Below are 24,320 nucleotides of genomic sequence, written 5' to 3' on the forward strand. Positions count from 1 at the left end.
ATTTGAAGAGGCCTATGAATCGCTTGACCAGTACATGGATTTCTACAATAACCGAAAAATGCACGGTAGTTTAAAATCGAAACCTCCTGCCGTATTTTTTTCCACAATCAGTCTGTCCTCTCCACTGTTTAAGGGGGAATAGCTCCACACTTTGCTTGCCAATGGATCTTGCCAGACTCGGCGAATCGTCAGAGATAAGTAGTAGCCCCTACATAATTTAACTAATAAGCATCATATATGCTCTCGCTCTTGTTTATGGGTGGAATGATCCTGATTCACCTTGATTCCCATCCATTTCATCAATCGGTAGAAGGCAAACTCCAAGTTGCGTTTGAACCTGATATACTTACTGCTACTCTCCCTTACACCAAGTTCATATTCCTCCAAGTAGCACACCACAAATTCACGAATAAAACGCATATGATCCAACAGATCTATATCAATCGAGATAACGCAATCCGCCAGTTCTTTAGCGTGCATCAGACTATCCAGTAGGGCATTTTTATAACCTACTTTCGGATCTAACTTAAGCTCAACCACGCTAGGATTCCGTTCTTGATGTTGGTTAATCATTTCCCAGATGTGATCCAAGCTGCTGTCATTAATGAAGAGCAGAAAGCTTTTGTCCGAGACACATTTCTCCCTGATCAATTCAGTTAGTACATTCATAAGCTGACTAATCTTCTCTTCAATTTCAGGCTTCTCATTATAACAAGACAAGACGATGCACAATGTCGGTCTGTTTTTCAGCATAGAACTAACCACCTTAATCTATATAACTTTCCAAAATCCACTTCTTAGCAAGAAACAAGTCTCCATTCCGCAGATAATTTAATGGGCAAGTATTACTTTGGCGAATTCAACGAGTTGTTCTTTCGTAGCAGCAGATCCGGAGAGACTATAGTTCATGAAACCTCCCTCACTCCTCTCAACCCAGTTCAGAGTATGATCGTCATAATAGGTATCCGTGCCCCACACATCTGTAATCAGGTCCTTTGAGGGTTTTGTGATAAAAAACTTGGACTTCTCAACCCCCCTAAGAAAATTCACTTGGTAGGCGATTTCGTCCTTGCCCTTCTTGTAGTTCATCGTAACGGATTGGATTCCACTACCAGCCTTCCGCAAACCATAGGCGTATTCCTTTCCAGTCTCCGTTTCAACAAAAGTTTGAAGGTTATCCTCAGGACTTTGCGGTTGATAGTCCATGTATATATAACCAGCCTCGAATTCGTAACCGTCAGGTACTTGAACGAAAAGGCGACTATTAGCTAACGGCCCTTGAACAGCATCAATAAATGCGTTATGGTCGCGGTATTTAATGGGAGAAGTCGTCCACAAGATCTGGTCAGTTGTCTGCTTTGTGATTTCTTCTTTACTACCGAAATAAACGACGGCTGACTCGCCCGGTGCTATTTGCTTCTTTACCTGCTCCAATATTTTGGTTTGCCAATCGGGAATCTTCGAGTTAGTGCTTCTGACTTCCATGACAGGATTACCAGCTTTATCCCGTAAATTAAACCACTCGTTGGCTACATAAGAAAAGCCACTCAAAAGACCAATCACGCAAATGGCGATGGCCAGCCTCTTCATAGTGATGACGAGCGTTTTGCGAGGATTAGTCGGTATACTTTCCAGCTGTTTAATCTGCATCATGACAGTGTCAGAAAAATCTTGTTCCGGGAGATTCGTCATATTCATCAAATCTTTGATTTTGTGAATCATGTCCGCTTGCTGAGAAAGGTCATTAGGTTTCATTAGCTGTTCCCTCCAATTGTTGAGACCAGAGCGGTCTCAGTCTTTTTTTTATCCGCTCATATTTTTTGCGTGCGGTGGCTGGTTTGCAGTCCATAATTTGACCAATCTCCTCATAACTACGCTCATCAATCACCCGCATCAGAACCAAGTTCCTGTCTTCAGATGAAAGTCGGCCAAGCATCTCCCCGACGAGATCATTGTAATCAGATTCATTAGAGGTAGTGACCTGTTGTTGCCAACGGTATATATTCAATATCTTGTACCAGGCGTTTCGCTTTTTCAGTAAATTAATACAGTGATTATAGGAGATCTTGAATAACCAAGCCGAGAAAGAAATGCTCTCCTTATAGCTGTCTATATTCTGATAACACTTGATAAAAATATCTTGAACCGCGTCCTCTGCTTCCTGTCTATCGCCCAGCATATGATAGCAATACACGTGGATCTGACGTTGATATTGTTTGACCAATAGTCGAAACGGCTCCTGTTGACCGTTTTTAATCTGCTGGATGATCCATTCAATTTCCGCATTTGATATTGCTACGGTTACATGATCTGATTTCATAAGTACTCCTTTCGTATTAGGGTGGCTCTTTCACACGTTATAACAAAACGAACAGTTGTTTTGTGACAGGTAATCTATTTTTTTATCGGATGATTCCGAATCTCGTGTAGAAACGATGCATCTATGTATGTCTATTAATTAATTTAATCGCAACAAAAAAGGGCTGTCTAAAAATTGACCGGCCTCTCACTTATTTGTTTATTAGCAGTTTTATATTTAGATATGATATTGACTTTTAAGCCATTAGTACTCCAACTTATCTATCAATCCTTTTTATATTAGATATCACAAACATTAATTTCACTTATATCACTTAAAAAGGTATAGTAATATAGGGATTATAACCATTACTTATATATAGAGTATACCCTTACAAGAGGAGAGATCATATTGGAAAGAGTAGTTGGAACAGTGGTACGTGGACTCCGCGGGCCCATCATTAACAATGGGGATAACATTGAAGAAATCGTAGTTCAAACCGTATTGAATGCTGCAAAAGTCGAAGGTTTCTCGATCGAGGATCGTGACATTGTAACCGTAACTGAATCCATTGTGGCTCGGGCACAAGGTAACTATGCGACAATTGATAATATTGCTGCTGATGTTAAAGCAAAATTCGGCGAGGAAACCGTGGGTGTTATTTTCCCAATCCTTAGCCGTAACCGATTTGCTAACTGCTTGCGTGGTATTGCCAAAGGGGCAACAAAAGTAGTCTTAATGCTAAGCTATCCAGCTGATGAGGTGGGCAACCATCTTGTAGACATCGACGAACTTGATGCAAAAGGGATCAATCCATGGACGGATGTATTAACAGAAGCTCAGTTCCGTGAACATTTCGGCTATATTAAGCACCCATTCACAGGTGTTGACTATATTGAATATTATAAAGGTTTGATTGAAGCTGAAGGTGTGGCTTGTGAAGTCATCTTCTCCAACAACCCAAAAACCATTTTAAACTATACAAAAAATGTATTAACTTGCGATATTCACACTCGCTTCAGAACCAAACGCATTCTCACAAACAATGGTGCTGAAAAAGTATTTGGCTTGGATGATATTCTTACACAATCCATCGATGGCAGCGGCTTTAACGAAGCCTATGGTCTGCTAGGATCAAATAAAGCAACAGAAGAAAGTGTAAAACTATTTCCAAATAACTGCCAACCTATAGTGGATGGTATCCAAGCAAAAATCAAAGAAATTACAGGTAAAACTGTAGAAGTTATGGTTTATGGCGATGGAGCATTCAAAGATCCAGTCGGAAAAATATGGGAGCTTGCAGATCCAGTTGTCTCCCCTGCTTACACTGCAGGCCTTGATGGAACGCCAAATGAAGTGAAATTGAAATATTTGGCCGATAACAACTTCTCTCATCTTCGTGGTGAAGAGCTGAAACAAGCCATTTCTAAATATATTCAGAATAAAAATGATGATCTCGTTGGTGCGATGGAAGCACAAGGGACTACTCCTCGTAGATTAACGGACCTCATTGGATCATTATCTGATTTGACTTCTGGTAGTGGAGACAAAGGAACACCAATGATTTATATTCAAGGTTACTTCGATAACTATACAAAATAAGAATAGTACAAACAAAGGGAGTCTCTAAACGAGGCTCTCTTTTTTACTTTCTGGGTTATAATTAAACAAACAGCGGCATGCGGAGGATACTTATGAACATAAGAAGGATTAAATATTTTATCGATCTCGTGGAATGCAGAAATTTTACGGAAACAGCTAAAAAGAACTATGTATCGCAGACCACCATTAGCCAACAAATTGCCGTGCTTGAAGAGGAATTCAATATTCAATTGATTGACAGAAAGCAGATCCCTATCGAGCCAACCAAAGCCGGATGGCTTTTCTATGGCGAAGCTCTCATCCTCTGGAAGCAATATAACCATATGAAGATGAGCATGGAAAACTTTCAAAAGTATAATACGCAATCCCTGAGTATCGAATATGCGGCGATGACGGATATCCAAAGTTTATTGAAATTGATTCCCTCGTTTCAGGAGCATCATCCGAATATTAAGCTGGAACTGAATAAAGTATTACTAAAAGATATTGCAGAATATTTGCTAAAAGGGATTTACGACGTGGCTATTGCCTTTGACTCCGAGTTCCAGGGAAAAGAGGACATTGTAACCTATCCCTTATATAAGGGACGTTATTGTGCGGCTGTGAGCCATCACCATCCCCTTTTCCATCATGAAACGATCACTAAAGAGGAGTTATATGAACACCCACTTGTCATGCTGAATCCAACGGTTATTGGAAGCTCTTATCATCTGATGATCCAGCATGCAATTGAAGACGGCTATCAGCCGAACATCCTTCGAACCGCAGACGATGTGGAGACAGAATTGTTCTATATCATAACGGAGAATTTAATCGGCTTTTTCCCGGATAACTATCAGCTCGCCTATCTTCAAGATAAAGTCCGGCTAATCCCCTTAGATGATTCACACCATACCTTTGCAATCGAAGCAGGTTATCTCAAAAATAATACAAACCCAGCCTTGCCCTCCTTCCTGCAACAAATCCAAATTGGATTTAGCAATCGGTCATAAGTTTTATGTGTTAGACTATGTTCTTTTTTTCACATACTATAAGGGTATAATTCATTTCAACAAGGAGTGACAACGATCATGGGTAAATTATTGTTGACTGGTGTCGATGGAAATCTAGGGAAACAAGCTGCGGAATATTTGTTGGAGCTGGTAGATAAAGACCAAATCATTTTTTGCGCCTACGATCCAGCATGTTTGAAAGAATATGCGGAACAAGGGATTGAAACACATGTGACCAACTTTAATAACAAGGACGGCCTTGCCGAAGCTTTTGCTCATGCCGATAAACTTGCTCTAATCTCCATGCCTTTTGTTGGGGAGAAACGCCAAAATGCACAAAAAAATGTGGTCGATGCTGCCAAAGAAGCTGGAGTCAAACAGATCATTTATACTTCTCTGGTAAATGCAGCCGATGAGAGCAATCCAAGCGTAGAAAAAATCGACCATGTGTATACCGAACGTTATATTCAAAGCGTTGGGCTAGATTATATCTTCCTTCGGAATTCCCAATACGCGGAAGCCATGATTACCAATTACTTCACGTATGTGAAGGGTGACGGGGTATTAACGAACAATCAAGGTGATGGTAAAATGGCTTATATCTCGCGGAAGGATTGCGCAAAAGCCGTTGCGTATGCCCTAGCCTCTAATAATTATCAGGAAGCGATTCTAAATATCAACGGGCTTGAATTGATGACAATTACCGACTTCATTAAGATTGGTAATGAAGTAACGGCTAATCATATTACCTACAAAGAAAACACGGATGAAGAGAATTATGCTGTATTCGAAGCAATGGGCGTGCCTAGAACTACCGATGGTGCATTTAAAGAAGGCTCCGAAGCACCCTTTTCTTCAGAAGGTATGGTTACTTTCGGACAAGCTATTCGTGAAGGAAAAATGGATGTTTATACGGACGACTTCAAACAACTAACTGGTCAAGACCCTCTGACCGTGAAATATATGTTTGAACATGCCGATGAATTCCAGGTTGGCGAAAGACACTCTAAAGATAATTAAAAGCTGACACCTTACTTCTTAGGCTAAATCACCCCCGTTTAATAAACGGGGGTGATTTCTTTTATACTGAGAGTGGCACAAAAACAACCCGTTTTCCGAGGTCAGTAGGAGCACTCCAAGCTTCCTCTACTTACTGAACACACACAATTTTCTGCCATTGCAACCACAATCGTGGACAACTCAGCAAGTGCCGTGTGTTAATAATTCCTAATTAATTCTCTGACTCTCTGCTCCGTAAAGCTCAATCATATGCTTGCCCTGGAGATAATCAGGGAAATCCTCCCTAATTACTCTCAATCTTCTCGCATAAAGGGCGGTAGCCAAGTATATCGGTATACTCGCTGTAGAATAAAACACACCTTTAACCGTACGGATAAACATCCGAATGGCTAAAGGTGCATTATCTTTATCTCTGTCTACTTTTTAATTAGAGTTAGTTCCAAATCTCCTCAGCAATCTCTTTAATATAAGCAAGCTTGCGCCATTGCTGCTCCTCTGTCAGATGGTTGCCTTCTTCCGTGGAAGCAAAGCCGCATTGCGGGCTTAGGCAAATCCGGTTTAGATCGACATATTGCTTCGCTTCCTCAATACGCTTCAGAATATCTTCCTTGCTTTCAAGTTCACCAAACTTGGATGAGAACAGGCCAAGTACGACCTGCTGATTGTCTTTCAGGAAACGCAATGGCTTGAAATCGCCTGCACGGTCGGTATCAAATTCCAGATAATAACCCGAGTAGTTATTAATGTTCAGGAGCGTTTCCGCGATAGGCTCGTAACCTCCACCCACTCCAGCATAAGTAGAAACATAATTGCCTCGGCATACATGGGTCGTTACAACGAGATCTTCCGGCAGACCGGTCACAACTTCCTCGTTCAATTTTGCAAGTTCGCTCGCATATTCAGCTACGTTCACGCCAATCTGATTCATAAACGCTATAAACTGTTCGTCGCAAAGCGCTCCCCACGTACAATCGTCGATTTGAATGCTGCGGCAGCCCGCTGCATAGAAGGCAAGAATCGATGCTTTGTATGCTTTAGCAATATCCGAAATTAGCTCTTCACGATTCGGGTATAATTCAATCGTACTTTCCTTATTTTCTGCCCGATCCAGCTCGAACAGGAATTGCGCAGCTGCAGGAATCGATTGACGTGCAACAACATCCTCACCTGCAACGCCTTTTAAAAATTCATAATGTGATACAAAAGGATGGCTGCTGTAGCTTATTTTCCCGGTCAATCGGGCTGTTTCAGGTCTCGACTCCGCGCCGTTAAATTGGTAGCCTTGATCAATAATGGTCCGCTCTACACCGTCAAAGCCCCAGAAGAAGTCGAGATGCCACCAAGAGCGGCGGAACTCGCCGTCAGTTACAGCTTGAAGACCAACCTCTTTTTGTTTTTGCACGAGCTTCACGATCTCGTCGTTCTCTAATTCCTTCAACTGCTCGGCGGTAATTTCACCGTTTTTAAATTTTAATCTAGCTTCTTTTAACGCCTGAGGGCGCAGGAAACTTCCAACAATATCATATCGAAATGGAGTAACGGTTCGCTTTTTAGGTTCGGTTTGAGTGCTCATATATTAATCTCCTCGTAAAAAATTATTAAAATTAATATAGCATATCCGACTGCCTATACCGGTACACCAATGATCTATGACAGGTTATAAGTATTAGCTATACCTAATAGATAAATGATTGTATACGCTAGTATTGCCCCAGAAGCCCTTTCTTCATGGCTATTTTCTCGCAGCGATCAAACACAACGAGCCCTAGAATCAAATATACCAGCGAATTTAATATTAATATGCCATAGTCTGATAAAGGCAACTCCGTTAACGTAAGATTCTCTAGCATCACTGTTCTTACCATATTCACCCCTTTGACGAATGGAGCGAAAGCTAGAAATGGTGCTACAGTTATCGGAACAAATACAAGTCCCATCAAAACGAATTGAAAAATCTGTAAAAAGGCTTGGATTTGCTTCACGATAATAGCTAATCCAGCGATCATAAAGCTAACACCTACCATACTAATCATAGTAACTACAATAATCGGGATAGTTGTCATGGGGTTAAGACTCAGCCACTGTCCGGAGGTTAGCATCGCACCAAAGAGTAAAAGGATCATAATAACAGACTGTAAGCCCAATTGACTGATGATCCGTGTAAGCATGATTTTCCACACACCCATAGGAGACATATATAACTGTTCTAACGTTCCACGCGTCGCTTCTGTGATTACCGAATATCCAATAAAGTTCATCGTCATCATCGTCAAGCTCCAAAAGACTACACTTACAATTGAATATTGAACATTCGTATCAAAACTAGCCGGATCTCCTATGAACATAATCCCAAAGAATGCAGCCAGAAATATAATATAAAAAGTGGCTACTAACGCGATTGTGTTCGGTAGATAACGTTTCATCTCAATATATTCCTTACGAAAATTAGCATTGAACAAATGGAGCCATTTCACGGGTCTTCCCTCCCTTCACAATCTGAATAAACACTTGTTCAAAATCAATGGTTATACGATCAATACTTTCCACCATCGTTCCTTCCTCTTTCAGAAGGTCGAACAACTCGTAAATATCCTGACCATGCTCTAAATTCACTTCCACGATTGTTTCATGAGAGCTTGCTTTATAAGTACTTAAAGGGAATATACTCAACAGTTTTTTCTCCTGTCCAGGGCTTAATTGCTCACCTAATTTAATGGAATATGCCCTTGTTTCAAATAACTTAAGTAAATTCTCCACCCTGTCATCAATCACAACTTCACCTTTGTTAATGATAATGGCACGGTCACACAGCTCCTGAACGACGGGCATATCATGTGAGCTAATAATGATCGTACGTTTCTCTTCCCTCACTATCGTTTTTAGAATATTTCGTAATTCATAACTAACCTCAACATCCAAACCGAGCGTTGGCTCATCCAGCAAGATGACATCCGTATTCGCTAATAACGCCACAGCGATTGCCAGCTTTTGCTGCATCCCCCGAGATAATCCATTAACCAGCTCGTTCTCCTTTTCTTTAAGATTGAATTGCTCTAATAATTTATCTGCTTGATCGGCAATTTGCTTCCGAGAGTACCCCCGGTTACCTGCAAAATACTCTAAATTTTCCCGTACCGTGAGACGCCAATATAAATTCCGGTTCCCCTCTAATACAGCACTAATATGCTCTAGCGCTTTAAGTCTCTTCTTGCAAATATCTAAGCCATTAATGAATATAGAACCCCCATCCGATTCTAACAAACCACAGAGCATCTTTATCGTTGATGTTTTACCAGCACCGTTGGGACCTAGTAAACCGAGAACCTCTCCACGATTTACATGAAAAGAAACATCACGAACGGCATGTATTTTCTCTTTCGTCTTTCTTTTCTCGTAGATCTTGCTAATCCCCCGTACTTCTATAATTTTCTCCACCTTATAACCATCCTCTCCCGTACGATTTAAAAGAGTGATTCCATTGTTAAATTTATTTTATTTTAGGATCTAAATTTAGATAACTGGCTCCAGATGGATACTTTCTCCGTCTGAGGAATGAGATTTGTATAGACGACAACTATGATAAGTCTATGCATATGAGGATTGGCAGAAAATTAATTCCGTCAATGGCTATGACCCGTTCGCTGGGATTAAACATGTCGCGCATTATCTAAAGCGGACTCAAGCTTTAAGTACCTCAAAGGACCTGCTAGACCGATTGATTCAGGTAACGCCTTTGCAGCGTTTGGGTCAAGCCATCGATATTGCCCAAGCGGCGCTGTTTCTGACAACTGATGAATCTTCGTACATTACAGGTTCGGAAATAGTCATCGATGGAGGATACTCAGCTCAATAACAATAATGCCAGCCCTCAAGTTGAATGAGGGCTGGCATTTTTTCATTACAAGGCCATTAGAATATCCATATGAGTAAGAATATAACTGCAATTATTGCCACCACGATCAACAGATTGGTTACCTCGCTCCAACCTCCTTAGCTCAATTCATTTGAGAATAAAAATAAGGTAAGTGCTCCTTTGATAGAGCTTTTTCGATTAATTCTTGATCGTATCCATATTTTTGCAATGCAGTAATAATCGCTTGTGTCCTGTCTGATCGTTGTCTTCTTAAATTAGACTCTAGCTGTATTTCTAGAGGAACCGTAGGAATAGTGTACCGTCCGATTGTCACATTCTTAAAATATTTCCAAATGAATCGCCCGCCTTCCCATATTCCATCACCATCCATAGAATCAGGAATTCCCGCTGAATTGGAGATATGAACGACTTCCACTTTAAACCCATCGATGATCCAACTCCCCTTTGTCCATGAAAAGCCCGAAGAAAAGGTCTGAGTGTATGTCGGTTCTTCTAAAGAGGATAACCAGTTTTCCCCATGAGGGAATTCACATTTATCCAGCAGGGAATATTCCTTCAGAAGTTCTGCAAATTGTGCAATCCCTTCTTTATTTTTTGTATAAATATCAACGTCTCCCGGAGTCATTTCACAGCCCTGTAAAACCGAACCCACCGAGCCAACCAAGATCCATTCTAAATTCGAATTCACTTCCGATGAAAAATAAAGCTCACATACCTTTGACAAAGCTGTTTCCCAGCTATTCATAATTTCACCCCAAATTGACTAGTAAGTTCGATTACATGAAACCTTAATAACCTCAGATGCGTTAAAGAACTATACAAATTCACAGGAGGTTTTTAAAATGAGATACAGTGCTGCAGGCGCACGAATAACCTGTCCTTGTTGTCAAAACGATACCTTTGCTCTGGATTATAAACTACTTAACACAAGCGGAGCATCATTTCTAGGTTTTGACTGGGCGAATAAAAACGCTGCTATACTTATTTGTAAGAGATGCACCCATATTTCATGGTTTATAGAAGAACCAACATCAGATAACTAAACATTACCAGATTCTTCTACATCCTCATTATAAAATATTTCTATAGACCATGCGTCCTTGAGCTGGATGCAATTGTTCTTTTGTATCCAGTTAAATACCTCTAGATAACGATCCGAAATATTCTACAACCACTTCACGAAATTCCAAAGCAGCCTGAGAAATATACCGACTCTTGTGCCATATTAAAGCTATTTCCCTTACCAATTCGTGATTCTCTATTTGAAGATATTTGATGTCTTCCCGTGAATTTCTTGCAGTACTTGGTATGAAGGCAAGACCAATCTCAGCTTCCACAAGTGTGATCAACCTTGCAGGTTCATCCCCCTCATAAACATATTTAGGTGTAAATCCAACCGATTGGCACACAGAGTCTATTAAATCCCGAGTTCCATAACCACTCTTAACCCCTACGAACCATTCATCTCTAAGCTCTATCAAAGATACACTGCTTCGGTCTGCCAAACGGTGCCCCTTAGGAACAGCGACAAGGATTGGGTCGATAAACACGATTTGGCACTCGATGTCATCCCCTTCTATAGGAGGTGAGGACAAGCAAAAGTCCACCTCTCCTCTATCCAAAAGTGTAACCATTTCCTTCGTAGTCAGCATCTGCACATGAAATTGAATATCAGGTCGCTTTTTCCGAAACTCACGAAGGATATTGGGCAATGTACTGGCGGTGGTCACCGCTAATTCGAGCGTGTTATGTTCAGGGTGAGATAAATCACTAAGCTCCTGTTTTCCCTGTTCCAATTCAAACAAAGCTCTTTCTGCACGACGAAGGAATCTGCTTCCGAATTCATTCAGACGTAGGTTCCTACCTACTCGATCGAATAAAGGGACCCCTAGATCCTCCTCCAAACGCTGGATTGTTTTGCTAAGTGATGATTGAGTAACGTGTAGATTTCGTGCAGCTTCGGTCACATGTTCCAACCGGGCTACCGCGAGAAAATATTGCAGCTGAAGAAGTTCCATTTCGCACCCCATTCATTCCTTTAAGTCAATGAGAATATAACATAAAATGCGTTGGAATGAATAATTAAAATCAAGTACGATGACATTAATACGCTTTAGGGGGACCCAAAATGAGTGTTCGTAATTGGTGGTTAATGATTTCAGTGGGTCTAGGGATATTATTGAATCCATTAAATTCGTCAATGGTTTCTGTTGCTATTCCAAGATTGCAAAATGTATTCCAACTTAACTATTCAGGTGTTTCCTGGATTATTTTTTCTTTCTACATTGCTAGTAGCATCGCTCAACCCGTCATGGGAAAGGCCAGCGATTTATTTGGTCGTAAGAAGATATTTCTTACCGGGCTTGTAGTAGCCTTCCTTGCCTCATTATTTGCTCCATTCGCACCAAGCTTCGCGTGGCTCATCGTGTTCCGCATTGTGCAAGCCATTGGAACAAGCATGATGGTTGCCGTAGGGATGGCCATAGTACGGATTCATGTTACGGAAAAACAAGCGACAGCACTGTCTGTTTTGTCTATCTTCCTATCCGGTGCGGCAGCCATTGGACCCTTTATTGGCGGGGTTATCATACACTGGTGGGGCTGGCCAGCTATCTTTTTCGTGAATATTCCATTTGTGATACTGAGCTTTCTATTGTCTTGGAGAAATATTCCCAAAGATGACCCGTCATTAGCCGTCGCACAGGGCATGTCCCTTCGTAAATGGTTGCATTGGATGGATGGATCAGGGATCCTGCTCTTCACAGCGGGTCTGGTTGCCTTGCTCGTAGGATTACTCTCAGCAAAATCATCTGGGCACATCGCTTTAGGAAATGTCATGGTTTCATTGATAGGACTCGCTCTGCTGGGAGTATTCGTACGACATGAGTTAAAAGCGACCTCACCCTTTATTCCTTTACGTACATTCGCCAAATATCCTGCGATGACTTGGGTTAATGTGGAGTTTATGCTCGTTAACGTACTTTACTACTCACTATTTTTCGGGATTCCGTCCTACTTACAAATGGTTCGCCATGTCAGTGAGTTCCAAACAGGGATACTAATGCTAACCTTAGGCCTCTGCTCTCTGGTTACTTCTCCAATAGCAGGACGATGGATCGATAAATCCGGACCAGGACCGGCATTGCTATTGTCTGCAATTTTAATGACTTTGGGATCGGTATGGCTCGTGACATTAAATCAAACTTCACCGGTTATCAGCGTATGTCTGGCTTTGGCTGCCTTCGGGATTAGTAACGGGTTGAATAACGTAGGTATGCAAGCAGCTTTGTTCCAAAGTTCACCAAAAGAAATCATCGGTGTAGCATCCGGATTATTTAATACATCAAGGTATTTGGGAACCATCCTCTCATCGTTGTTAATAGGGATCGTAATGAGAGGTAAGTTCAGCTTTGAGGGATTTCAAGTACTTGGGATTATTCTCACGATCATTGCATTATCTTTGGTATTCATGAGTCGGCGGCGCCGGAAGTCAGGAGATTTGCAGGAGCGGTTAAATTAATGCGAAAACAACCTTTTAATAAAGAAAGTCCCTATGACTAATCGTGGAGGCCACTGAAAAAGTCCCAATACTAATTTCCCTGAAGACTATAATCCAATGTGTCAGTTGTAACTACGGGGAATATTTGGACTTCCGGCCGCTGTTGTCGTAAGAATTTCTTGAATTGTACCGCTGTTCGCGGATGAAATCCGGAGACAAAGGCGGTCGCTATCGCTCCTACAGTTCCAAATTTCCCCTTCGCTACGCTCCTCTAATGTTTTTTAAATTTAAATTATACGGGCGTCTTTTAGAGGGCTATGAAAACTCCATTTCAGGACACCCTTCCTCGATCTTTTCGAGGAAGGGTGTCCTGTTTTGCTGTATAATTATTGTATTAATTCTAGGTGGTGACTCGGATGATTTCAAACCACCAACAATCCCTTAACCTCAGTCCATTTATGGCGATTTACGATATCGTCGTAGCCAGTTTTTGCCCACTAAAAAAAGCGATGCCTCCTGGCGAAATAGCCAGTAGTCATCGCTTGTTGTACGCTTACTATGATTTAGCACTACCTCTCGTGCACAATAACCCCTTTACCAACACGCAGTTTCGAATACTCTTCCATGATTTCCGGTATATCTTTCAACGAAAATCGATGGCTAATCAACGGCTCAATCTGAACGATCCCCTTCTCAATTAACGCAATCGATTCCTCATGGGTATACGGATTAATGAAAGAGCCCATGATTTTCAACTCTTTTGTAAAAATTTCAAATGGTGAGACTTGAATCAACGTGTCTGGGGAAGCAACACCGAACATCAATACTTGTCCACCCTTGCGTGAAGCCTTTACCGCCAGCTCCATGGAATCCGCCCGGCCTACACATTCGATAACAATATCAAATTGATGATGGAGAGCTTCCATCACGCCTGCTGCAGTAGGAGACACCGCTTCATCCGCACCTAATTCGACTAATCGGTCATGCTTGAACACTTCCGGCTCACTAACAATAATCCCTTTAACACCTGCAGCTTTGACGAGCTGTAAGAACAATTGACCAATAAAGCCACCGCCGATAATCAGAACTTGGTGTGTCGGATGAATATCCAGCTTCTTATAACCATGAAGCACACAACCTAGAGGTTCAATCATTGCTCCTTCAATCCAGCTCATTTCATCAGGCAATAAGTAACAGTTCGTCACTGGAACAACGCAATACTCGCCCATGCCACCATCACGAGTCACTCCAACAGCCTGCAAATTATCACACAAATGCACTTTTCCATTCCGGCAGAAATAACAGTTTCCACAATAGATATTCGGATCCACCGATACACGGTCTCCCACCTGCAGGGCTGTAACCTCATCACCTACAGCAACTACTTCGCCTGCGAGCTCATGTCCTAATACAATCGGAGCTGTCACCTCCGCAGACCCAGGGAATCCATGATAAATATGCTGATCTGTACCGCATATCCCACAGCATTTCACACGAAGTTTAACTTCTTTGGAGCCAACAGCCGGAGTTTCCCGGTCCATATATACAATGTGCCTAGTTCCTTGAAATACAGCCGCGTTCATATTAGCTCATCTCCTTAATTCCAGCTTCTGTAGGCTTGCATCATTCATCGCCGTTACACGTAAGGACTCCCACGGCAGTGCCCCGGCATCAACATGCTGCACACGAACAGTCTTCTCTACACCCGGGATCAGATCAAAGAAATTATCATCCATGATTACCCAAGGAGCATCCAGTTCGATCATCACCATCCGAGCAACACGATCAGAGATCAAACGGATATGTCCTTTCGCTTCATCCACGGAGATCTGAATATGTACAGGTTCATAATCCATATCTTTATAGTCTCTTAAATAGAGTACATAATCTTCTGTTACCCGTTTCTTCGAACGAAGTACGACCACAACCTCGCCAGCGCTATGTTGTTGCAGTACCTCAGCTTCAGTTAACTTGGCAAAATTAACTTTACTGTTCACTTCAACGGTAACATCGAATGCACGCTGATATACAATTGAACCATCCATTCGATAGATCGTTAATTCCGCCTCATCCTGATATGCCTCGCGTCGATCGTTGACTGCCCATAGCAGCAGCGGCCCATTCGGATCATGATCCACACATAAGAGTATCGGTGCAAAGAATTTACGCGCATAGTGGTAGCTAGCCTTTGGCAAGCCATAGTAATCGATGACAGACCAGCTTGTTCCCGGCCAGCAATCATTAAACTGCCAGAATAAAGCCCCACTCGTATCCGGCTTATTACGACGGTAATGCTCAATGCCATACCTTAAACCCTCTGCCTGAGTTAGCATCGAGAATTGAATATATTCATAAATATCCTTCGGAACTCCTGTATAACCTTCCATAAGCATAATGCCCTTTGGATAATGAACATCTTTATTCCGGTACTTCATTTCATCGCTATCCCAATAGAACTGATTGTCCGGCATGTTCTTTGCTAAGGTATAACGATTGGAAGCAGCGTGCAGCCCGAATTCACTGGCGAATTTCGTGAAGTCTGACTTGAATCTTTTGAACGATATCCCTTCAACACTATAATCCTGTGTCTGCGGTTCACCAAACTGACGAGGCTCATTATTCCCATGCCAAACTTGCCAGTTATGGGTATCACCCACATCACGAGAATTGTGATCATTACCACCAAAAGGCGAGCTAGGCCAAAACGTTCGCGTGGGATCAAGTTGCTCCAATACCATGGGCATGAGCTCATGATATATTTTTTCTCCATAGAAAGGATGTGTGATTTCACCGCTAGAGGACAGCGCCTCATACAACCAATCATTTTCGTTATTCCCACACCATAGGGCAAGGCTCGTACGACTGCGAAGACGTTTTACGACCTGCTCAATTTCACGGTGAACATTATTCATGAAATTACGATTATAATCCGGATACAATGCACAAGCGAACATAAAGTCCTGCCAGATTAAAATCCCTAACCGGTCACATTCATCAAAGAAAATATCCCGCTCATAAATGCCTCCACCCCAAGCACGCATCATATTCATATTGGCATCCTTGGCCATCTGAAGCAGATGTGTATAGCGGCTATCCGGCACGCTCGCAATAAAGCTATCAACTGGAATCCAATTTGCACCTTTAGCAAAAACTTTTACGCCGTTTAATACAAAAGTGAAAGCATGGCGCCCTTCTTCATCAAGCTGCATCAATTCGATCTTTCGAATCCCAAATGACTGCTCATAGGTATCTATTTGCTCCCCATCGGCAAATAACATAACGCGTAAATGATATAAGAAAGGCGTTCCTAAATCATGGGTCCACCATAACTTTGGATCCGTCACCTGCAAGGTAACAGAATGATGAAGTGTGCGTGCTGTAATCGCTCCATCAACTGTAATGCCTCCAACCCTGTCCAAAGAAACATTTGCTTCTGCAACACTCTCTGCCCCTTCTAAGAGTTCCACACGCGCCGTATACGAACACCCGCGATCAAAAGCATGTGCACATAAATCCACATCAACGACACCTACTTGATCCTGGATCGAAGTTGTTCGAGCAAACACATGATCTAAATGTGCATGACGGCGTTTGATCAAATGCACCTCTTTCCATATGCCAGCACAGACCAGACGTGGACCCCAATCCCAGCCAAAATGACTCTGCGCTTTACGTGTCCAAATCCGTTTTTTGCTAAAGCCCGACCAATAATATTGAATTTTATCGCCTGCGTGCACATGAACAGGATCAAATTTTACAGCAAGCGTATTCTTCCCTTTATTTAATTCACGGGTAACATCAAAAGAATGGCTGATGAACATATTATCTGTTGATCCAAGCTCCACACCATTGAGAAATACGGTTGCATAGGTATCTAACCCTTCGAACAATAACTCTACTTTCTCACCAGGTTTAGGATCAGAATCGTATGAAAAGACCGTACGATACCACCATACCCTTTCTTCCACCCAACGGCATTTCTGATCTTGATGGCCAAAAAAAGGATCCTCAATGATACCTTTCTCCCGAAGCGTCGTATGAATATCACCAGGCACTGTGGTTGTCATCCAGAAATAATCAATGAATTCTGGGGATGCAACTTCAAGATCACGTGCTTCCCCGACATGAAAATCACGAAGTTTCCAATTCTCAGTTAATTTGATGTTCATTCTCTTCGTCATCTCTCCCAAATTAAAACGCCAAAACCACTTCGGTTTTGACGTTTTATTGTTATACGTATACCAAGCTATCTAAAATTTCTTGTACACTAAGTTCTGCGCAAGCCATTGATGTATCCGCGACTCCGTAATACATTTTGACAACATCGCCTTCCACAAGTGCCCCGCAAGAGAATACAACATCACCGAAGAATCCATTCTTCTCATAATCTGCTTCAGGCTCCATGATAGGAGCATTGGAACGCGCAATCACCTTCGAGGGATCATCTAAATCCAATAGGACTGCCCCCATGCAATAACGATGTTCCAGCGTCGCCCCATGGTACAGCTCCAACCAACCTTTTTCGGTCTTGAACGGGACCGCACCGCCGCCGATCCGTCCACTATCCCACATACCGTCACGCAAACCGATCAGATGCTTATGATTGCCCCAATATAATAAATTGTCCGATTCAGCGATCCATATTTCCGGATTTCCCGTGCTTTTCGTCGTTGGACGGTGCAATGCATAATATTTGCCGTTAATTTTCTCCGGGAAAATCAATACGTCTTTATTATCAGGCCCAAAGATCATGCCATGATGAGTTACATTCACGAAATCTTTAGTTGATACCAGCGATTCTCCAACACCTACAGGAGAGACTGCCGAGAAATAAATATAGTAGGTATCCCCAATTTGAGTTACGCGGGGATCTTCCACCCCGAAGGTCTCCAGTGAATTAGAAGGGTACACAAATGGCTTCTCATCTACCGAAAAATGATGTCCATCTTTACTACGGGCAATTCGGATGTAAGATAATGAAGTCAAGTACTGGAATGTAGCACTAGCGGATTTATTCTTGATCACACGCGGATCAGTGAAGTCGAAACGCTCATCATCTGTATTCAGATCCATGATTTCCAATTCATTGGTCTCTGGATTATAAATCGGAGCTTTCACAATCTTTGGATCCTTGCTGATCGGACGTTCCGCTACACGAAGAAACATTAATATTTCACCATTATAGCTGGCGATACCAGCATTAAATGCACCAATTACTTCAAAGTCATCGTGATACGGCTTGACGTCCGCTGGTGTAATTAGTGGATTTTGTTCGTAACGATAGATTTTCATGTTGTAATAACTCCCTTAACCAAATGGATTTCATATTTACAAAACTTCAAATTGAGCAAATGGATCAGGGATTACTGCACATTGTGCTTCCGCATCGCTGATTCCTGCATATATGTGAGCTGTACCGTCTTGATGGCGTACAAGCCCACCGCTAAATACGACATCCGCCAAATCAGGCCGTTTGGTAGCACCTGGTAAGAACTGATTACGTACAGCAATTAATTGAATATCCGAGTATTCACCCGTCGCCGGATCGATAGCGAATACCATCGGGTAATAGTGACGATCGCCCGCATCATCAAAAGATGCGATATGCCCAAGAACACCGAGAAGTCCGTTCTTCAGCAAGTGTGCTTCATTCGCACCGCCCCACTCTTCATCAACAAACTGTCCTTCCAATAACGGTGTTTCTTCGATCAATGGAATGGATAACGCCTCCAACGATGCAATGCGGGTAAAGCCGATTTTACCGCGTCCTCCTTTATCTCCTTGAGGGCGGGTCAGTACTCCGATGCTATCTTTCAGGTCAACTAGGCGCAGATCTTTCATGCCATCTGGACCTTTAAAGAATAATGCTAAGCTCGCGATGTTCTTCCCGCGGTAGAATACTGTACGCCACATTAAGGCATCAGCTTTTACTGGGTGTGGATAAATTTGAACGCCTCCAACAATCAATTCTCCATTGATTTTCGTAAAAAACGGATCTTGAAGTTCAAAGATAGGTGCACCTTCACGGGGAACCCACTGTCCATCACGTTCGACAAAAAAAACGACATTGGAATGCTCACTATCACGGGATTCAACCCGACCAGCAATCACCCACTCACCTTCATCTTGGAAGGGTGCTGTAATGTTGTAGACATCTTTGTGCTCTACACCTGTGAATTTTATTTTTTGTGTATTGGTTACGGATACGTCTTTCATCGCGTATTCCGTGAGCAGTTGTTCACATGTCTTCACAGCATTCTTGTACAGTTTCATAATAAGAAAATTCCTCTCTATTCAAATAATAGCGGCGCACGCATCCATATTGCGGCTTCATTCGGCAACAGCGTTATAAGGTCTGTACCGCTCACTGTTTCTCGGCGGCTTGATAATACACAAGTTGCTTCCCCATCCAGCAATTCACTAGGATCAATCTGTACACTCTGCGAATCATAATTCAAGGCTACGAGTGCTCTAGTATTGAGTTTTTTCAATGTTCTTACATATAAAATAAGATTGCCTCTGCGTTCTAGCACGTCATAATCCCCGAACTGAAACACATCCTGTGTATTACGCAAGTGGAGAAGTTGTCTATAATAATGAAGCAATGAATTCGGTTGATTCCATTCGGACTCCACGTTCAATTGTTCATAATTCGTGCCCATGCCAATCCATGGTGTTCCTGACGTAAACCCACCATGTGGACTTGCGTTCCATTGCATTGGGGAGCGAGACGCATCTCTTCCCTTCGCATTCGCAATTTCCAGAGCTTCCGCCCAGGTAGCCCCCCGCTGTAGTGCGATTTCATATGCGTTCAATCCTTGAATATCCCGCATATCTTCCAGCTTATGGGCTACGAAATTCCGCATCCCAATCTCTTCACCGAAATATAGGAAAGGTACCCCTTTTGCGGTCAAGACCAACGTTGCCATAAGGCGGGCCCGTTCTTCCTCAATCTCCGCGTCCCCTTCACCAAATCGCGAAATTACGCGATCCATATCATGACTGCCGAAGAATAAAGTAGGAATTTGATCTGCACGGTGCACCTTCTCCATCGTCTTAAGCTCGGCGAACAAATTCTCTGGACTAAATACCTTCTGGCTTCCCAGATTGAAATTAAAGACCACATCAAACTTACCCGTTCCGCTGTAACGCCTCAGCATATCCATATCTTCAGAGCCGACCTCACCCACCATGAACATTCCGCTATGCGCATGAACAAACCTACTAATTTCCTCGATGGCATCCATAATTCCATCTTGATTCTGATCATGTACATGCTTCTGCTCACCCGTTACTTCATCCATCGGGTTATCCGGGAATTGATTGGACACCGATAAGAAGTTGATAACATCTAACCGGAACCCGCTTACGCCTTTACCCAGCCAATAGACCATAATATCCTTCATCGCTTCTTTTACTTCCGGATTTGCCCAGTTCAAATCAACCTGTTCTTTCGCAAACCCATGATAGTAATACTGTTCCGTAGCAGCATCCCATTCCCACGCGGTTCCACCAAAAGATGATTCCCAGTTATTTGGAACTCCGCCGTTCACAGCGTCCTTCCAAATGTACCAATCCCGCTTCGGATTTGTCTTTGAGGATCGGGATTCCTTGAACCACGCATGCTCTGAAGACGTATGATTCAGGACAAGATCGGCGATCACTCTGATCCCACGGTTCTTCGCTTCCTGAATAAACCGTTCGAAATCTTCCATCGTTCCAAAGTCTGGATCAATCTGGCAATAATCCGCAATGTCATACCCGTTATCTACTTTTGGAGACTTATAGAATGGTGTTAGCCAAATACCCCCGATGCCAAGATCCCGCAAATAATCCAGTTTGGAAGTAAGACCGTCGAAATCACCAATCCCATCCCCGTTACTATCACAGAAGCTTGGCATATACACTTCATAGAATACCGCCCTTTTCCACCACGGCTTTTCCAATCGTTAACCCCTCCTGTGCTGACCTATTTCAAGTTAAATTGCATGCCTTCCTGGAATTTCTTGCCGAAAATAATGAACAAAATAATGATTGGCAAGGTGAGCATCACTGCACCGGCATACATCGGACCCGGATACGCTTGATACGGACCGAACATCTGAGATAATAAGACGTTCAATGTTAACATGCCGTCACTTCGGACAACGATCATATCCCATAGGAGCTCTGTCCAACGTTCCATTAGCAGGAATAGAAATACAACGGTCGTAATGGACTTCGACATCGGCATCATAATCTTATACAAGATTTTGAAATCGGATGCCCCATCCAGCTTGGCAGCTTCAATGAAGGCGTCGGGTACTGCCTTAAAGAAGTTGGTATACATGAAGATCCCCCATAAACTCATCGCCTTGGGAATAATGAGCGCCCAATACGTATCGAACAGTCCTACTTTTTGAATAATCAAAAAGTTAGGGATGATCAGAATGATTGCCGGGAAGAACATATGAAACAACACAAAGTTGTTAATAGAGTCTCTCCCGCGGAATTTCAGCTTCGCCAACGCATAAGCGACCATAATCGCGAACATCATCATTAAGGCCGTAGATACCAATGAAACGAACACACTGTTAAAGAAGGCGTGGATCCATGGTCTTGTAATCCCGGTCTCACCACCTGTAAAGAGCCATTGATACGAGCGCAGCGTAAATTTCGTCGGTATCAGCTTCCGATCTACCTGTGACCAATCTGCAAGTGAGTTCAATACCATATATAAATAGGGGAATACCATAATCACGAGCAGTACGATCGCAATCAGATAGCGGATCGACAGCCGGAGCTTGATGTTTGAATTAGACCCAACCATTGCGCTTACCCCACATTTCCAGAATTTTTCGGATCACGAAGATAGATATAAATGTCGCAACCGCAGCCATAATCGCGATAGCTGATGCGTAACCTGCCTGCAGGTTCTTAAATGCTTGACTGTATATTTCCATTTGCCATGTATTCGTAGCATAGTTTGGTCCGCCGCCTGTTAATTGGTAGACCTCAGTAAAGATACCGAATGTTGCACCAAAGGATAAAATTAAAGTTGTATAAATCGCAGGGTAAAGCAAAGGCAACGTAATTTTCCAGAACCTTTGGCTGTCCTTCACGCCATCAATCGCCGCTGCTTCATATACTTCCTGATCAATGCTCTCTAAACCTGAAGTAAGAATTAACGCATAGTAACCTGTGAATTTCCAAGCCATAATCATCGCAACGACGAATAATGCCGAGAAAGATCCGCCGAGCCAGTCAATATCTAGACCTAACCGTTCCCTTAGAAACGTCTGAACAGGACTTGTATGTGACAAAAAACCTTTAACAATAAGGGATGCAACAACCCCTGAGGATAGGTAAGGCAAGAAGAATCCAATAAGAAATACGGTTTTTAATTTAGGTAAGCCTTTTACAATTACTGCTACAAAAAGCGACATGGCTGTGACAATCGGTACAAATACGATCATAAATTTGTACGTTACCCAAAAGGCCGATCTTACCCCTGGTGTGCCTAATGCTTTGGTAAAGTTCTTGAATCCTACAAAATCATAAGTTGGTGAAATCAAGTCCCAGTTTGTAAAAGACAAATATAGAGACCAGATAAGCGGCCCTAAAAAAAATACAGTCGAAAAAATAAGGTAAGGGCTGGCAAAAAGCCAGCCTAACCGATTATTATTTTTTTCAATCATTATTGAAGTTCCCCTTCAATCGCCTTCTTCATATTGTCCCAACCCGTTTTTGGATCAATCTCACCACGAACGACTTTGTTAAAGGCCTCTTGACCAATAAAGGTTTGCAATTCGTTGAATTTCGGATTGTCCATGGATGGAACAGCATTCGGGATTGCTTTTGCATACTCTAGCAATACAGGCGTTTTTTCAAATACAGGTTTAAATACTTCATTCGTACCTACATCATCACGTGCTGGAGGCAAGTTTGTTTCTTGGAAAAAGGCAACATCGTTCTTGTCATCCGAGTAGACCCACTTGATGAATTCAATTGCAGCAGCTTGTTGCTCAGGGCTTGCCGATGCATAGATAACAATTCCTTTAGCATCTGCAAATGTTTTTGCATTCGCTGGATCCATACCGTCCGGAACAGGAGGCAATGTTACCTCAAAGTTCTTCTTGTACTGAAGCTCTGGATATTTCTCAGCCCATGTGCTAAAAGTCCAAGGACCGATATCTGTAAACACGCCCACGCCATTTTCGAAAGGTTCTGTTACATTCTGAGACAACAGTCCTTTTTCCTTACGAAGATTGTCAACGAAAGAAAGAACGTCTACACCCGCTTTTTCGTCGCCTACAAAGTTGCTACCTTCAATGAATTTGTTACCGTCTGAAGCTGCATTGTACAGCATGAAGAAGTCGAACCATCTTTTCCAAGATGTAGGGTCAGCTAAGTCAGGTTTCGCCCAAAGATATTTATCTGGGTATTTTGCTTTTAATTTTTTCGTTGCCTCAATTACTTCGCTGTATGTTCTCGGAACTTCGTTCACTCCAGCTTCTTTCAAAATATCCGTTCTCCATCCAAACAACATCGCATTCGAGTAGATTGGGAGAACATATTGATGACCATCCGCAAATTCCCAAGGCTCAATTGTTTTGGTCATATTACGTTTTGTCACAATATCATTGAAGCCAGCTATCGTATCCAATGGAACTAACGCTTTACTGTTTGCAAGTTGCGCTGCAAAACCACGGCTAATATTCTCAGTCATCGTAGGAGCGCTTCCACCCGCGATTGCAGCTTGGATACTTGCCTCAGAAGTAGGGGACTCCTTGATCGCACTTACATTAATTTTCACCTTAGGATTAACAGTCTCATACTCTTTGGCAATCTTTTGCCAATATGCTTGTTGAGTCGGGTTAGGCGCTGCCCAGAACTCAATAGTTGTTACTCCATCTGCTGAAGTGCCAGAATTATTACTCTTCGAACCACAACCAGCAAGAATTGTGAATACTAGCGTAAGTGAAATTAGTACTGCAAGCTTTTTCTTCATAAAATAAAACCTCCCTAAAGTATAGATGCTCTTTCGTACAGAAT

At 42.4% G+C, this 24,320-nt stretch carries 21 protein-coding genes; 5 read left to right on the forward strand and 16 right to left on the reverse strand.

Annotated features, from left to right (window positions below):
* Positions 1–231 precede the first annotated feature (231 nt).
* From UQ64_RS27170 to UQ64_RS27180, 3 genes are all read right to left on the reverse strand, one after another.
* On the reverse strand, positions 232–753 hold the full coding sequence (locus tag UQ64_RS27170; protein ID WP_060626590.1) for a glycosyltransferase: 522 nt from the start codon (positions 751–753) through the stop codon (positions 232–234).
* Between the two features lie 78 nt (positions 754–831).
* Complete coding sequence (locus tag UQ64_RS27175) at positions 832–1,755, reverse strand: hypothetical protein (protein WP_060626591.1); 924 nt, start codon at positions 1,753–1,755, stop codon at positions 832–834.
* Positions 1,745–2,320, reverse strand: coding sequence for an RNA polymerase sigma factor (locus tag UQ64_RS27180; RefSeq protein ID WP_060626592.1), 576 nt, complete (start codon positions 2,318–2,320; stop codon positions 1,745–1,747). The genes UQ64_RS27175 and UQ64_RS27180 overlap by 11 nt, the downstream gene beginning before the upstream one ends.
* Before the next feature lie 390 nt (positions 2,321–2,710).
* Between UQ64_RS27180 and UQ64_RS27185 the strand changes: the two genes are divergently transcribed.
* The 3 genes from UQ64_RS27185 (at position 2,711) to UQ64_RS27195 (ending at position 5,913) form a co-directional block, all read left to right on the forward strand.
* Positions 2,711–3,901, forward strand: a complete 1,191-nt coding sequence (locus UQ64_RS27185) for a coenzyme F420-0:L-glutamate ligase (protein WP_060626593.1) — start codon at positions 2,711–2,713, stop codon at positions 3,899–3,901.
* A gap of 92 nt (positions 3,902–3,993) precedes the next feature.
* Positions 3,994–4,893 carry a LysR family transcriptional regulator gene (locus UQ64_RS27190; protein ID WP_060626594.1) on the forward strand — a complete coding sequence of 300 codons (900 nt, stop codon included), beginning with the start codon at positions 3,994–3,996 and terminating at the stop codon, positions 4,891–4,893.
* Positions 4,894–4,971: 78 nt separating this feature from the next.
* Complete coding sequence (locus tag UQ64_RS27195; protein ID WP_060626595.1) at positions 4,972–5,913, forward strand: NAD(P)H-binding protein; 942 nt, start codon at positions 4,972–4,974, stop codon at positions 5,911–5,913.
* A gap of 433 nt (positions 5,914–6,346) precedes the next feature.
* Here UQ64_RS27195 and UQ64_RS27200 read toward each other — a convergent pair whose 3' ends face one another.
* From UQ64_RS27200 to UQ64_RS27210, 3 genes are all read right to left on the reverse strand, one after another.
* Positions 6,347–7,486 (reverse strand): 5-methyltetrahydropteroyltriglutamate--homocysteine S-methyltransferase, encoded by a 1,140-nt coding sequence (locus tag UQ64_RS27200; protein ID WP_060626596.1) that lies wholly within the window; start codon positions 7,484–7,486, stop codon positions 6,347–6,349.
* Positions 7,487–7,613: 127 nt separating this feature from the next.
* A complete protein-coding gene (locus tag UQ64_RS27205; RefSeq protein ID WP_060626597.1) occupies positions 7,614–8,387 on the reverse strand; it encodes an ABC transporter permease in 774 nt (257 codons plus the stop codon).
* Positions 8,359–9,348, reverse strand: a complete 990-nt coding sequence (locus UQ64_RS27210; RefSeq protein ID WP_060626598.1) for an ABC transporter ATP-binding protein — start codon at positions 9,346–9,348, stop codon at positions 8,359–8,361. Before UQ64_RS27210 ends, UQ64_RS27205 begins: the two co-directional genes overlap by 29 nt.
* Before the next feature lie 211 nt (positions 9,349–9,559).
* Between UQ64_RS27210 and UQ64_RS32450 the strand changes: the two genes are divergently transcribed.
* Positions 9,560–9,766 carry an SDR family oxidoreductase gene (locus UQ64_RS32450; protein WP_280818265.1) on the forward strand — a complete coding sequence of 69 codons (207 nt, stop codon included), beginning with the start codon at positions 9,560–9,562 and terminating at the stop codon, positions 9,764–9,766.
* A 142-nt stretch (positions 9,767–9,908) separates the two neighbouring features.
* Here the strand turns inward: UQ64_RS32450 and UQ64_RS27215 are convergent, their stop codons facing one another.
* Both UQ64_RS27215 and UQ64_RS27225 read right to left on the reverse strand, forming a co-directional pair.
* The gene (locus UQ64_RS27215; RefSeq protein WP_060626599.1) at positions 9,909–10,532 is read right to left on the reverse strand and encodes a nucleotidyltransferase family protein; all 624 of its coding nucleotides are present in this window, start codon (positions 10,530–10,532) and stop codon (positions 9,909–9,911) included.
* A 388-nt stretch (positions 10,533–10,920) separates the two neighbouring features.
* Positions 10,921–11,805 carry a LysR family transcriptional regulator gene (locus UQ64_RS27225; protein WP_060626601.1) on the reverse strand — a complete coding sequence of 295 codons (885 nt, stop codon included), beginning with the start codon at positions 11,803–11,805 and terminating at the stop codon, positions 10,921–10,923.
* A gap of 110 nt (positions 11,806–11,915) precedes the next feature.
* Here UQ64_RS27225 and UQ64_RS27230 point away from each other — a divergent pair, with 110 nt between their 5' ends.
* Entirely contained in the window at positions 11,916–13,307 is a 1,392-nt protein-coding gene (locus tag UQ64_RS27230) for an MFS transporter (protein ID WP_060626602.1), read from the forward strand.
* Positions 13,308–13,855: 548 nt separating this feature from the next.
* Here the strand turns inward: UQ64_RS27230 and UQ64_RS27235 are convergent.
* The 8 genes from UQ64_RS27235 to UQ64_RS27270 form a co-directional block, all read right to left on the reverse strand.
* On the reverse strand, positions 13,856–14,869 hold the full coding sequence (locus tag UQ64_RS27235; RefSeq protein WP_060626603.1) for a zinc-dependent alcohol dehydrogenase family protein: 1,014 nt from the start codon (positions 14,867–14,869) through the stop codon (positions 13,856–13,858).
* A gap of 6 nt (positions 14,870–14,875) precedes the next feature.
* Positions 14,876–17,449, reverse strand: coding sequence for a beta-mannosidase (locus UQ64_RS27240; RefSeq protein WP_060626653.1), 2,574 nt, complete (start codon positions 17,447–17,449; stop codon positions 14,876–14,878).
* Positions 17,450–17,516: 67 nt separating this feature from the next.
* Positions 17,517–18,578, reverse strand: coding sequence for a BtaManbiosPhlase (locus tag UQ64_RS27245; protein ID WP_060626604.1), 1,062 nt, complete (start codon positions 18,576–18,578; stop codon positions 17,517–17,519).
* Positions 18,579–18,614: 36 nt separating this feature from the next.
* The gene (locus UQ64_RS27250) at positions 18,615–19,559 is read right to left on the reverse strand and encodes an MTP-1 family protein (protein ID WP_060626605.1); all 945 of its coding nucleotides are present in this window, start codon (positions 19,557–19,559) and stop codon (positions 18,615–18,617) included.
* Positions 19,560–19,576: 17 nt separating this feature from the next.
* Complete coding sequence (locus UQ64_RS27255; protein ID WP_245238272.1) at positions 19,577–21,232, reverse strand: alpha-glucosidase; 1,656 nt, start codon at positions 21,230–21,232, stop codon at positions 19,577–19,579.
* 23 nt (positions 21,233–21,255) lie between these two features.
* Positions 21,256–22,095 (reverse strand): carbohydrate ABC transporter permease, encoded by an 840-nt coding sequence (locus tag UQ64_RS27260; RefSeq protein WP_060626606.1) that lies wholly within the window; start codon positions 22,093–22,095, stop codon positions 21,256–21,258.
* A complete protein-coding gene (locus UQ64_RS27265) occupies positions 22,082–22,960 on the reverse strand; it encodes a carbohydrate ABC transporter permease (protein ID WP_179283670.1) in 879 nt (292 codons plus the stop codon). The genes UQ64_RS27260 and UQ64_RS27265 overlap by 14 nt, the downstream gene beginning before the upstream one ends.
* A gap of 2 nt (positions 22,961–22,962) precedes the next feature.
* Positions 22,963–24,276 carry an ABC transporter substrate-binding protein gene (locus tag UQ64_RS27270; protein WP_060626608.1) on the reverse strand — a complete coding sequence of 438 codons (1,314 nt, stop codon included), beginning with the start codon at positions 24,274–24,276 and terminating at the stop codon, positions 22,963–22,965.
* Positions 24,277–24,320: the final 44 nt, after the last annotated feature.

It is taken from the genome of Paenibacillus etheri, assembly GCF_001012825.1.
Lineage (GTDB): Bacteria > Bacillota > Bacilli > Paenibacillales > Paenibacillaceae > Paenibacillus_AQ > Paenibacillus_AQ etheri.